Below are 12,693 nucleotides of genomic sequence, written 5' to 3'. Positions count from 1 at the left end.
GGCGCCCCTACTCGCCCGGCAGGCCGAAGCCATAGCGGCGCATGATCTCGCGCGCGGCGGGCTGCTGCATGAAGGCGTAGAAGGCGGTGGCGACCGGCCCGGCACGGCGTGTCAGCACCATGCGCTGGCGCAGCGGTTCGTGCAGCGTATCGGGCAGCAGCGCGTAGGTGCCGCGGCCTTGCAAAGCGGGGGCGAGCACCAGCGAATAGGCCACGATGCCGCCCTGGCTACCCCCGGCAAGCGCGAATTGCGCCGCCTGGGAGACGTTCTCGCCCAGGACCAAGCGCGGGCTGATGCCCTCCCACAATCCGGAGGCGCGCAGCGCTTCCTGTGCGGCACGGCCATAGGGCGCGTGTTCCGGGTTGGCGATGGCAAAGCGGGTAACGCGACTGCCGGCGAGCGCGGCACGGATTCCCGCCATGCCATCCATTGTGCGGATCGGTGAACCCGGCGGCGTGAACAGCACGATGCGGCCGATGGCGTAAAGCTCGCCGCGGTCGCGGGTATGGCCGCCCTCGGCCAGGCGGAAGACAAAGGCCTCATCGGCCGAGAGGAACATCTCGACCGGGCTGCCCTGCTCGATCTGGCGGGTGATGTTGCCGGAGGAACCGAGCGAGAGACGCAGCTCCTGCCCGGTCTCGGCGCGGAACGTCTGGGCGATCTCGGCAAGGGCGAATTGCAGGTCGGAGGCGCCGGCGATCAGTGGCGGCCCCGCCTGGGCCTGGGCCTGGGCCTGGGCCTGGGCCTGGGCCTGGGCCTGGGCCTGGGCCTGGGCCGGGCTGGCCATGGCCCAGGCGAGCATGGCCAGGGCAAGGGCCGCCGCCCTGCGGTCGCGGATCAGGGGCATGGACTGCTCCGTCGCTATCTTTTCGTATGGATACCGATGAGCGTGGGTTAAGGCAATCGTCCCACCTGGCTAACACAGCCCTGCTTACCTGCCTGCGAACCCGCCGGACCATGGCGTCCGACCGCGCGTGGCGCCGTGGGGATCGTACGGCCGGTACCGGCATCATCCGCCAGCCGGCGCGGCCCGGGCTTCCATCGAGGCTAGCGTGGTTCCCGCTCTACCCGTCATGCTACTCATCTGCAGGACGGCATGTTCCACTCGGTCCGGTGTTGGGCCTGTCAAACCCGTAGTCTTACGGCCCCGACATGGATTAAATGCCCCGCACTCTACGGATGGTAAATCCCGCTGCTTACGCTGAACAAACCGCGAACTGAGAAAGCCAACTCCACTGCCCGGTCTGCGGTCCGAGGTGCGACTTCCCGGGCCTATCGCTATGCCTGGGTGGTCGCTGGTCTCGGGGCGGCGCGGACACGGCATGGCGTGATGACATGCTCGCTACCGCGGGCAGCATGCGGCGCGTTCGAGACTTTTCTGATGGGTGACCCATGATGTCCGCTGCGCCCATCTCCGGTGCCGATGCCGCACCGGATCTGCGCCTGTGCGAGAATGAACCCATTCGCATCCCTGGGCTCATCCAGCCGCATGGCGTTCTGATCGCGCTATCGGTTGCGGACATGCTGGTCGCCGCAGGCAGCGCCAACCTGGCAGAGGCGACGGGGATCGATGCCGCCGCGGTGATCGGCCAGCCGATGGCGGCGTTGTTCCACCCGCAAACTACCGAGCAGGTGCTGGCGGCGTTGCGCCGGAGCGAACCGGCGGGCGCCATTCCGGTTCCGGTGCGGTTCCAGGGCGACCCCGGACAGCGAATGCATCACGCGATGATGCATCGCCAGGATGACCTCGCCATTATCGAGATCGAGGAACCGGCCAAGGCACCGCCAGCCCCCGACGCGGCAGGTGACCTGTTCCCCCTGCTTTCGGCCGCGATCGATCGTCTGCAGACGACGAGTGATACCGCCGCACTCTGGGCGCAGGCGGTGCGCGAAGTGCGTCTGCTCACCGGCTTCGACCGGGTGAAGCTCTACCGCTTCCATGCCGACTGGAGCGGCGAGGTGGTCGCCGAGGACCGGGTCGATCATATGCCGGGGTTCCTGGGGCTGCACTTCCCCGCCTCCGACATCCCGGCGCAGGCCCGGGAGCTGTATCGCAGCAACCCGACGCGCATCGTCCCCGATGTCGCCTATGTGCCGGTGCCGCTGCTGGTCGCGGCGTCGCGCGCCGGCCGCGCGGTCGATCTGAGCTCTGCGCAACTTCGCAGCGTGTCGCCCGTGCATCTTGAGTATCTCAGCAACATGGGTATCGGGGCGTCCATGTCGGTGTCGGTCATGCGCGGCGGGGAACTCTGGGGGCTGATCGCCTGCCATCACGCCCGGCCGTTGCACGTCCCCGCCGAGCGTCGCCAGGCCTGCCGGCTGCTGGCGCAGGTCCTCGCCTGGCAGCTTGCCGTCGCCGAGGAAGCCAGCGTCGCGCGGCACAGCGCGGATGTGCGCGCGTTGCAGGCGCGGGTGCTGGAGGAGACGACATGCGGCATCGACCATCGCGAGGCCATCCTCCGCCATGCCGGCGCCATGCTCGCGCTCATGCAGGCAGGCGGATTCGCCCTCGTGACGCCGGAGGCGACAACGCTGATCGGCGCCACGCCGGCGGAGGCTGCCGTGCGCGATCTCGCGACCTGGCTCGCCGGGCGCGAAGGTTCGGCGGCCAGTTTCGAGACGGATCGACTGGGCCTCGTGCACCCGCCGGCCAGCGCCTTCGCGGCCGTGGCGAGCGGGGTGCTGGCGGTTCCTGTTTCACGCCCGCCGCGGCAGATGATGATGTGGTTCCGCCCCGAGGTTGCGCAGACCGTCACCTGGGGCGGCGATCCGCACAAGCCGATGCAGTTTTCCCCGGACGGCCCGGACCGCCTGACGCCGCGCCGTTCCTTCGCAGCCTGGCAGCAGACGGTGAGTGGGCGTTCGCGACCCTGGCAGCCGCATGAACTCGTCGCGGCCGGTGAGCTGCGCGACCTCGTGCTGGACGTGCTGGTTCGACGGGCCGAGGAGCTCGAGCACATCAACGTCAAGCTCGCGCGCAGCAACGAGGAGCTGGAAGCCTTCGCCTATGTCGCCGCGCACGACATCCGCGAGCCGCTGCGCCAGATCGAGACCTTTGCCAGCATGCTGGAACGGGCGGTCGGCGGCGGCTCCTCCACGCAGGGCGCCCGGATCGGCCGCTGGGTCGAGGGGATCGAGGCATCGTCGCGGCGGCTGCGCATGCTGATCGACGACCTGACGGAGTTCTCCCGGCTGGGGCGCTCTGCCCAACCCCTGGCGCCGACATCACTGGGCGAGATCCTGGTGGACGTCGAGAGCGACCTGGCGCCGGCGATCGCCGAGGCAGGAGCCGTCATCACCACCGACGAGGAACTGCCACTGCTGTATTGCGATCCCGGCCAGCTTCGCCGCGTGCTGCAGAACTTGCTGTCCAACGCCATCAAGTACCGCCATCCCGAACGCAAGCCCCGCATCTCCATCACGGTGTCAGCGATGCCCGGCGAAAGCACGCCTTCGCAAAGACCGATGCTGTGCGTCGGCCTGGCCGACAACGGGATCGGCTTCGAACCGCGCTTCTCCGAACGCATCTTCGAGCCGTTCCAGCGTCTGCACGGCGCCGACCGTTATCCCGGCAGCGGCATCGGCCTTGCGATATGCCGCAAGATCATCGACCGCCACGGCGGCGTCATCAGTGCCGAAGGCCGACCAGGAGAGGGCACCATCATTCGCTTCACCCTTCCCACGCCGCCCGTGGGGTCGCCGTGATGCTGGCTCCGCCGGAATTGCCGCAAGACAAGCCCCTGATCGTGGTGGCCGAGGACAGCCACCACGATCGGCTGATCATCGAGGAAGTGTTCCGCGAAGCGGATGTCGGCGTGGAACTGCGATTCGTCGACAATGGAGAGGAACTGCTGGACTACCTGCTCCGCCGTGGCGCCTACGCGGACGGAGAGGCGGTGGCGCCCTGGCCGGCCGTCGTGCTGCTCGACATCAACATGCCGAAGGTCAATGGCCACGAAGCCATTCGCGCGATCCGCGCCCATCCGCTGCTGCGGCACCTGCCGGTGGTCGCCCTCTCGACCTCCGACAGCCCCAAGCAGATTGCCCTGGCCTATGCGCTCGGGGTGAATTCCTTCATCACCAAGCCAGCGCGCTTCGACAGCTTCGTCGAGCTGATGAGGAAGTTTGCTGCCTACTGGCTCACCGGCGTCCGGCTGCCGCAGGAACGCGACTGAGCCGGAGCACGCGCCGCGTCACAAATCGCCTGCCGTGGACTTGGCGGAAAGATCGGTGAACAGCGCGACGCCGAAGATCTGCGCCACCGGGTCGCGTCCGGCGGCGGAAAGCGGCAGGAGCAGCCTTTCGAACAGCACGGGGCGGCCAGCGTCCTGCGTATAGCGTGCATAGTCGTAGTGCACGCCCCGGCCCTCGATGCAGCGCTGGCAGGCGGCCGTGGCCCGATCGCCGAAGACCTCCGCCACCAGCCCATCCTGCCCGGCGTCCAGGATGTCTCCAACCAGCGAGCGGCCAAGCCGTTCCGCAAGCGTGCGGCCCACCGCGGCATAGCGGAACCGGCCTTCGCCGAGCACATCGAGCAAAAGCGCGTTGTCCCGGATCTCGTCCGGCAGGTCGTCGCCGGCGAAGGCCCCGGCGGCCGACATCCCGGCTGCCGCCCAGCTGGCCAGCCAGCGCCGGTGCAGATCGCGCAACAGGTTGCTGCGTATCCGGCTCGTCAACCGATCGGGGCCGGCGTTGAATGCGTCTGCCGCCACGGGGCTTGTCGGAGCCGCTCCGAGCCGGCCAAGCCCATGCAGCACCGCACGCGCCAGCGCCGCCTCGGAGAAGGGCTTGAGCAGCACCGGCGTGTCGCCAAGCGTCGCACCGCGACCGAAGCCGGTGATGTAGATGACCGGCAATTCGGGGGTTTCGCGGCGCAGCCGCGCTGCGAGAACAGGCCCCCCCGCCCCGGCCATGACGACATCCGTCACGAGCATGTCGATGTTCCCGTCCGCAACGGCCAGCGTTTCGGCCGCCTCGGCGCTGGAAGCCTCCAAGACGCGATAGCCGAGTTCCCGCAACAGATCGGCGGTGACGGGACGTACGCCATCGTCATCGTCGACCAGGAGAATCGTGGCGTCACCATGTCGCGACCTGTCGAGCGCCTCCCCGTCGGGCATCGTGAAGAATTCCTCGGGCAGGGCGGCGGGCACGATGTCCGCCCGCGGCACGAACAGCTCGACGGTCGTACCCTTGCCCGGCATGCTCAACAGCCGCAGCGTGCCGCCGGATTGCTCGGCAAAGCCGTGCGCGGACGCCAGCCCGAGGCCCGTTCCCTTGCCTTGCGGCTTGGTCGTGAAGAAGGGCTCCGCGGCGTGTTTCAGCGTCTCGGGGTCCATGCCCGTCCCGGTATCCGCGATGGCAATGCAGATGTGCCCGCGCTGCCGCCGCAGGCCTGGCGGCAGATCCGCTTCCGCCGACCTGCGTGCCGAAATGGTCAGCGCCCCGCCATTCGGCATGGCATCGCGCGCATTCGCCGCGAGGTTGATGAGGGCGGTTTCCAGCCGGATCGGATCGATGATCACCGGCCAGAGGCCTTCCTCGATCTCGAAGGCGCAGCGCACGCGCGTGCCCGCGGTCTGGCAGATCAATTCCTCCGCACCGCGAAGCAGCGTACTGATATCCACCCGCCGAGGCCGCAGTTCCTCCTTCCGCGCGAAGGCCATCAGCTGGGCGATCAGCCGCGCACCACGTTCCGAGGCTTCCAGGCCCTGCCGCACGAGGTCGCGTGCCCTCGGGTTTTCGCGCACCTGCCGGGCGAGAAGGCGGTAGCCGCCCTGGATGGCCGCCAGGATGTTGTTGAAGTCGTGCGCGACGCCGCCGGTGAGGTGGCCGAGCGCCTCCAGCTTCTGCGACTGCAGAAGGCTCGACTGCATGTCGTCGCGCCGCAGCATCTCGGCGGCGAGCTCGGCGGCGGCGCTCGTCAGGGCGCGGGTGCGCTCCGCGACGCGTCCCTCGAGCCGGTCGAGATCCTCGCGCAGCGCCACCTCCGCGCGCTTCTGATGGTCGATATCGAAGACAACGCCGCGCAGCGCCTGGATCCCGCCATCGGGCCTGACCGCCACGCGCCCCAGGCTGCGCCGCCAGGCGGTGGAACCATCGGGCAGGACGACCCTGTATTCCTGCTCGTAGTCGGATTGCGTTCTCAGCGCCTGGACGACGGCGGCGCTGCGGCGCTCGCGATCATCGGGAAGGACCGCATGGGCCAGCGAGTCCCAGTCAGGCGACGCGCCCTCCGGCAGGCCGTAGAGCGCGAGGCAGCGCGGTGTCACGTCGAGTGCGTCGGTCTCCAGGTTCCAGTTCCAGGCGCCGAGGTCGGCCGCTTCGGTCGCAAGCCGCAGCCGCTCCTCCGCCTCGCCGCGGGCAGTCTCGGCGCGGCGCAGGTCATGCACGTCAATGGCAGTGCCGACCCAGCGCAGCATGCGGCCTTCCGCATCGCGGTCCGGAACCGCGCGCACGAAGAAGCGGCGCCAGGCGCCGTCGTTGCGGCGGAAGCGGTATTCGAGGCTATAGGGAAACCCCGTGGCGACCGCCTTTCGCCAGCACGACACCACTTGAGAGATGTCGTGTGGATGCACGAAGCTGGCCCAGCCGTCGCCCAGCAGCGCCTCGGCAGGGCCGCCGACAAAATCCTGAAAGAAGCAGTTGCTGAAGGTGTAGTTGCCTTCGGCATCGGTGACGAACACGAAGGCGGGCAACGCATCTGCAAGCGTCCGGAAGCGCTGCTCGCTGCTGCGCAACGCATCGAGCGTGCTCCGGCGTTCCGTAACATCCTGATTGGTGCCGATCAGCACCGGCCCGGTGGGGCGGTGCGCAAGCGCGGAGCGGGAATGAATCCATCGGAATTCGCCGGTATCGTCGCGTCGGATTCGGAACTCCTCGTCCATCCGCCCGGTATCCTGCGCGGCCCGCATGGCCTCGTGAATGCGATCCCGATCCTCGGGATGAACAATGCCGAGCCATGCTTCAAGATCGAGATAGACGGCCGGTATCGGAGCAATGCCGCATTGCGCGTAGTATCCGTCGCTGAGCCAAAAGATGCCGGTCGCCATCTGGTATTCCCAGATGGCCAGCCCGGACCCGTCCTGGGCCTGACGCAGGCGCTGCTCGGCCGTTCGCAGCGCCTCTTCCTCGGCGCGGCGGGCGGTGATGTCGTGCCCCTCCGGCACCATGTAGATGACGTCGCCCAACGCGTCGCGCACGGGCCGGATGGAGAAGTCGATGATCGCGGTGCGTCCCGCGGCGCCCCGGACTTCGACTTCGTAGTGGACGAAGCGGCCGGCGGCGGCGTCCGCCAGCGCGGCGCGAAGCCGCTCCGGCGTTGCGGGATCCGGCGCCGCCGTCCACCACTCCGCCTGCCAGAACGGCCGCCCGACGACATCCTCCGGCTGAAGCCCGCCAAAGTCGAGCGCGGCGCGGTTCGCTTCCAGCAGCGTGCCGTCGAGGGCGAGCAGGCCAATGAACTGGAAGGTCGAATCGAAGATGCCGCGGAAGCGAGCCTCGCTCCGGGCGAGTTCTGTTGCAGCCGCGCGGCGTTCCTGCTCTGCGCGTCGGCGTTCGGTGACGTCGATGTTGACGCCCAGCATGCGTCGCGGCGTACCATCCGCAGCGGCTTCGACAACGCGCCCGAGTGCCAGAAGCCAGCGCTCGGCCCCGGTCTCGGCCCCGGTCTCGGTCCCGGTCTCGGTCTCGGTCCCAGTCCCGGCCCCAGCAGGGAGCAGGCGGAACTCGGCTTGGTAATGGCCCGCATGGTCGCGAAAGCCAGCGCGAGCGGCGTCCAGCAGGTTGGTGCGGTCCTCCGGGTGGACCATCGCGAGCCAGCCTTCATAGGTGGGCGGGGCGTCGCGGGCCGGGTCCATGCCGTGCAGCCGAAACTGCTCCGGCGACCACGACACACGGCCGGCCGGGATATTCCATTCCCAGGTGCCGACCGCGGCGGCCTCCTGCGCCAGCCTGAGCCGCGTCGCGGTATCGCCGAGCACCCGCCTCGCATCCTCGGCCTCACGCCGGGCCAGGATATGGCTTGTGACATCGCGCGCGGTAACCAGGACGCCGTTGGCCGCCGCCGCTGGATCGGCATGCTGCGCGACGAAATCCACATCCCACCACGTCGCCGCATCCCCTGGGGTTCGCCTGCCGCGCACACCGGAGAAGGACCGGGAGCAACCCGTCGCGAAGACTTCGGCAGCTTCTGTGACCAGGTCAGCGCCTTCGAACAAGCCGGTGACATCGCTTGCTTCGCCGCCGGCCTCCCGGACCAGAACGGTCCAGCGGCGGTTGGCGAAAACGACGCGGGCATCTGCCGATAAAAGCGCGATTGCACATGGCACATCGTCGAGGGCACTGATGAGCCACCCGCCATCGCTGAGCGCACCGCCGAGTGTGGGCACGTCGTGAGTCACGTCGCCCCCTAACGCCCTGGCAAAACGATGATCTTCTAGAACGGTTTCCCCTGCAACAGGCTTTCGGCGGCGGGAGGTCGCCGCTTGGGTCACTAACCGGCGAGCCTCTTATGGTTTTTACGGCGTGGTGGTGGCGTGGCGGCGCGTCCGAACGGCACTTGTTGTGACAGCTCAAAGTTTGTGGATCGCCCGACCACCCTGCTGGTCGCCACTCTGTCAGCGCGCCCGGCGCAGGAGAAAACCAACCGCCTGGCGCGCGACGCCGGTCGCCGCCCCACCCTTCGCGATACTGGTGCCGGAGGAGGGCACAGCGGCGGCAAACCGGGTCAACCCCAGGGGTCGCCCTGTCGCCTTTGCGGTTGCGGGCCTATGATGCCTGCATATTCACGCGCCCCATGCCGCGGGGCCTGTCAGGACCCCAGCATTGACGGAAGCCGCAACTGGAACCCGTGAGTTCAGCGCCGGGACGCATGCGCGTGATGTAGCCGAGGTCATGGCCGAACTGGAATCCTCCCCTCAGGGGCTGACCAGTGAGGAAGCCAGGCGGCGGCTTTCGCAGCATGGCCCCAACGCGCTGCCGACGGGCACGCGACGCCACCCTTTCCTTCGCTTCCTAGCACATTTCAACAATGCGCTGATCTATTTCCTGCTGGCCGGTGCTGCTGCGGCCGCCGTACTCGGGCACGTGGTCGATAGCGGCGTGATCCTCGCCGTCGTGCTGGTCAATGCGATCGTGGGCTTTCTCCAGGAGGGCAAGGCGGAAAATGCCCTTGCAGCGATCCGCGACCTCATCGCCCCAAAGGCGCATGTCCTGCGGAATGGTCAGCGCATCAGCGTGGCGATGGCGGAACTGGTGCCCGGTGACATCGTGCTGATCGAGGCCGGTGACCGCGTGCCCGCGGACCTCCGCCTGCTGCGAGCCCGCAGCCTGCGGATCGACGAGGCGATCCTGACCGGCGAATCCGTTGCCTCCACGAAGCGCGCCGAGCCCTCGCCCGGCGCGGCCGCGCTGGGCGACCAGCACGGCATGGCGTTCTCGGGCACGCTGGTCGCGACAGGGCAAGGCACCGGGGTGGTGGTCGCCACGGGCCTGCGGACCGAGATCGGTCGGATCAGCGAATTACTCGGCAGCGTCGAGGAACTGACGACGCCACTGCTGCGCCAGATCAACCGCTTCGGGCAACGCTTCACCTGGTTCGCCTTCGCGGGTGCGGCGGCCCTGTTCGCCTTTGCCGTCGGCCTGCGCGGCTTCGCCTGGGACGAGGCGCTGATCGCCGTCGTCGCGCTGGCGGTCAGCCTCGTGCCGGAGGGATTGCCCGCCGTCATCACCATCACGCTGGCAATCGGCGTGCAGCGCATGGCCGCGCGCAACGCGGTGATCCGGCGGCTGCCGGCGGTGGAGACGCTGGGCGCGGTCTCGGTCATCTGTTCCGACAAAACGGGCACGCTGACGCGCAACGAGATGACGGCTCGGCGGCTCGTCACGTCCGAGGAGACGCTGCTGGTGCAGGGCGCCGGGTATGATCCGGGCGAGCCTACCCTCTTTGCGGAGGGTGGTCCGGACGGACATGCCACCGCGCTGTCGCTGATCCGGGCCGGGCTGCTGTGCAACGACGCAAGGCTGGGCCACGATGGCACCGCCTGGCACGTCGAGGGCGACCCGATGGAAGGGGCGCTGGTCACGCTGGCCATGAAGGCGGCGTTCAACGCCGATGAGGCGCGCGCCGAATGGCCGCGCCTGGACGAGATCCCCTTCGACGCGGCGCATCGCTTCATGGCGACGCTGCACCACCGGCCGATGGGCGAAAACATCGTGCTGGTGAAGGGCGCGCCGGAGGCGGTTCTCGCCATGTGCGACCGCCAGGAAGCCACGGGCGGCAGCGTGCCCCTCGATGCGGGCTACTGGTCGGCGCGCATCGTCGAGGCGGCCCGCGAAGGCGAGCGTGTGCTCGGCTTTGCCATGCGCCACATGCAGGGTGACGCGCAGGGCGTGGATTTCGCCGATGTCGAGCGGGGCCTGGTCTTCCTCGGCGTCATCGGTTTCATCGATCCGCCGCGCGATGAGGCGATCCGCGCCATCGCCGAATGCCGTTCTGCCGGCATCGGCGTGCGCATGATCACGGGCGACCATGCGGCCACCGCCCAGGCCATCGCGCGCCGGCTTGGCCTCGGCGAGGATGCGGCGGTGTTGACGGGGCAGGATCTCGACCGGCTGTCACCCGAGGCATTCGCCGCGGCAGTGCGCGACACGGTGGTGTTCGCGCGCACCAGCCCCGAGCACAAGCTGCGCATCGTTGAAGCCCTGCAGGCCGAGGGGCGCGTCGTCGCCATGACGGGCGACGGGGTGAATGACGCTCCTTCTCTCAAGCGCGCTGATGTCGGCATCGCGATGGGCATCAAGGGCACCGAGGCGGCGAAGGAAGCCTCCGAAATGGTGCTGATGGACGACAACTTCGCCTCCATCGTCGCCGCCGTGCATGAGGGGCGCACGGTGCATGACAACATCCGCAAGGTCGTCGGTTGGACACTTCCCACCAATGGCGGCGAGGCGCTGACGGTGATCGTGGCGATCCTCTTCAACTTCGCCATGCCGATGTCGCCGGTGCAGATCCTGTGGGTCAACCTGATCCTGGCGGGCACCCTTGGCCTGGCGCTCGCCTTCGAACCGTCCGAGCCGGGCGTCATGCGCCGCCAGCCGCGCCGGCCCAATGCGGGGCTGCTGACGCCGTTCATCCTGTGGCGCGTCACCGTGGTGTCCTTGCTGTTCGCCGGCATTTCGCTCGGCGTCTTCTTCTGGACGCTGGGCCAGGGGCGGGATCTGGAAACCGCGCGCACCATGGTGGTGAACATGCTGGTGGTGCTGGAGATCTTCTACCTGTTCAGCGTGCGCTACATGCACATGACCTCCTTCACCTACACCGGCGTGAAGGGCACGACGCCGGTGCTGATTGCGCTGGGCGTTGTCATTCTCGGGCAGTTAGCGTTCACCTACCTGCCGGCGATGCACGCCATCTTCGGATCGCGCCCGCTGACACTCGCGGACGGAGCGCTGATCCTGATCATCGGTGCGGCGAGCTTCGTGCTTCTGGAGATCGAGAAGTACTTCGTGCGTCACCGGTTCCGGGCCGAATAGCCGACCCGGCTTGGGCATACGTCATTCGTTCGCGGTGGGCCTGTCGATGCAGCGCACCACCAGGTCACGCAGCGGGACGATGCGGACCAGCAGCGGGGGCGGAAGGTCCCGCAGGTTTTCCGTCGGAGCGGCCTTACCGCCACTTGCTGGCTGCAGTCGACATCTCCGGGCCCTCCCCGGCACGTCGCGCCTGGGCTTCGTCAAGCATGGTGCTGGCGGGCCTCTCTCCGGAGGCCGTCGCGGGGCACGTGACAGCGACCGCCGTGCAGGCCCAGGCGGATGTGGCCCAGTACCTCCGAGGGCTCGATTTCGACCTGGGATCGCGGTTGCCGCCGGTTGTGGTGCATGAGGGCACGCCGGCGGAAGCGCTCAGGAATGCGGTGGGCCGCCTGTCGCCAGATCTTGTGGCGATAGGCACACGCGCCCACGGCGCCATGGGGCGATTGCTGCTCGGCAGCACAGCCGAGGAGGCGCTCCGGACGCCCGGTTGTGACGTCCCGGCAGTGCCGCCCGCGGCGGGATGACGATGGAGAGCGCAGCACTGGGTGATCCAGCCTGCGACAAAGTGCTGGACCCGGAACCTTCACAACCGGTCTCAGGGGCCTGAATCCGAACGGTCTGTCCAGCTGAAGTTGCTGAAGGACCTGGCGTGGTGGACCGGCCCCCTCGGCTGAACGCACTCATCCCTATGGTCGCTTTGGTCTGGTGCCGCACCGGCGCGCGTGGGCGATGGGGCGCCGCCGCCTTCGAGGCTGCCATCTGATATCTGGCCGCGGTCTCCGCGATCCGTCGGCACCGCTTTCGTAGCATCCGCGCAGGCCGCATCCCGGCCGCGATGCCGATTGACGTGCATCAAGGTGTGTTCCGCAACGCCCTGCGAGTATTCTGCCTTCGCCCAAGAAGATGGAGGACAAAATGCCCGAAATCGATGGCCAGGACGAAGGCCAGATCCGCGAGATCGCCTACTTCTTGTGGCTCCATGAAGGTTGCCCGGAAGGGCGCGCCGATGACCACTGGATGCTGGCCTGCGGCAGTCTCATCGTGCAGGAGCCTTCCGCGCCGGATGAGGCCAAAGCGCCCCCCGCGGTGGACATTACCACCCCAAACAGGCCGGCCACGGCCGAGGCCCCGCCAAAACCTTGAGATGGGTCCTCGCTCCGG

At 68.4% G+C, this 12,693-nt stretch carries 7 protein-coding genes; 5 read left to right on the top strand and 2 right to left on the bottom strand.

Going from position 1 to position 12,693, the window contains the following annotated elements; all coding sequences use genetic code 11:
- Positions 1-7 precede the first annotated feature (7 nt).
- Positions 8-847: a molybdate ABC transporter substrate-binding protein gene (modA, locus tag ACFHNC_RS15790; protein WP_437170189.1), complete on the bottom strand. Its 840-nt coding sequence runs from the start codon at positions 845-847 to the stop codon at positions 8-10.
- Between the two features lie 545 nt (positions 848-1,392).
- On the opposite strand from modA, the gene ACFHNC_RS15785 reads away from it, so the two are divergent.
- Together ACFHNC_RS15785 and ACFHNC_RS15780 are read left to right on the top strand one after the other, a co-directional pair.
- The gene (locus tag ACFHNC_RS15785; protein ID WP_437170188.1) at positions 1,393-3,705 is read left to right on the top strand and encodes an ATP-binding protein; all 2,313 of its coding nucleotides are present in this window, start codon (positions 1,393-1,395) and stop codon (positions 3,703-3,705) included.
- Complete coding sequence (locus ACFHNC_RS15780) at positions 3,705-4,175, top strand: response regulator (RefSeq protein ID WP_437170187.1); 471 nt, start codon at positions 3,705-3,707, stop codon at positions 4,173-4,175. The genes ACFHNC_RS15785 and ACFHNC_RS15780 overlap by 1 nt, the downstream gene beginning before the upstream one ends.
- A gap of 18 nt (positions 4,176-4,193) precedes the next feature.
- Here ACFHNC_RS15780 and ACFHNC_RS15775 read toward each other — a convergent pair whose 3' ends face one another.
- The gene (locus ACFHNC_RS15775) at positions 4,194-8,387 is read right to left on the bottom strand and encodes a PAS domain-containing protein (protein ID WP_437170186.1); all 4,194 of its coding nucleotides are present in this window, start codon (positions 8,385-8,387) and stop codon (positions 4,194-4,196) included.
- 436 nt (positions 8,388-8,823) lie between these two features.
- Between ACFHNC_RS15775 and ACFHNC_RS15770 the strand changes: the two genes are divergently transcribed.
- From ACFHNC_RS15770 to ACFHNC_RS15760, 3 genes are all read left to right on the top strand, one after another.
- The gene (locus tag ACFHNC_RS15770; protein ID WP_437170185.1) at positions 8,824-11,532 is read left to right on the top strand and encodes an HAD-IC family P-type ATPase; all 2,709 of its coding nucleotides are present in this window, start codon (positions 8,824-8,826) and stop codon (positions 11,530-11,532) included.
- A 206-nt stretch (positions 11,533-11,738) separates the two neighbouring features.
- Positions 11,739-12,056: a universal stress protein gene (locus ACFHNC_RS15765; RefSeq protein ID WP_437170184.1), complete on the top strand. Its 318-nt coding sequence runs from the start codon at positions 11,739-11,741 to the stop codon at positions 12,054-12,056.
- Between the two features lie 391 nt (positions 12,057-12,447).
- Positions 12,448-12,675: a DUF2934 domain-containing protein gene (locus ACFHNC_RS15760; protein ID WP_437170183.1), complete on the top strand. Its 228-nt coding sequence runs from the start codon at positions 12,448-12,450 to the stop codon at positions 12,673-12,675.
- Positions 12,676-12,693 lie beyond the last annotated feature (18 nt).

The sequence above is a fragment of the Falsiroseomonas sp. E2-1-a4 genome (assembly GCF_051433165.1).
In the GTDB taxonomy this organism is placed as follows: domain Bacteria; phylum Pseudomonadota; class Alphaproteobacteria; order Acetobacterales; family Acetobacteraceae; genus Falsiroseomonas.
This window is presented reverse-complemented; position numbering and strand designations above follow the sequence as displayed.

What these genes read in the sequence shown, in the direction of transcription:
- ACFHNC_RS15785 (WP_437170188.1), top strand. Translation starts at nt 1,393, where the DNA reads ATGATGTCCGCTGCGCCCATCTCCGGTGCCGATGCCGCACCGGATCTG.
- ACFHNC_RS15765 (WP_437170184.1), top strand. Translation starts at nt 11,739, where the DNA reads ATGGTGCTGGCGGGCCTCTCTCCGGAGGCCGTCGCGGGGCACGTGACA.
- ACFHNC_RS15780 (WP_437170187.1), top strand. Translation starts at nt 3,705, where the DNA reads ATGCTGGCTCCGCCGGAATTGCCGCAAGACAAGCCCCTGATCGTGGTG.
- modA (WP_437170189.1), bottom strand. Translation starts at nt 847, where the DNA reads ATGCCCCTGATCCGCGACCGCAGGGCGGCGGCCCTTGCCCTGGCCATG.
- ACFHNC_RS15760 (WP_437170183.1), top strand. Translation starts at nt 12,448, where the DNA reads ATGCCCGAAATCGATGGCCAGGACGAAGGCCAGATCCGCGAGATCGCC.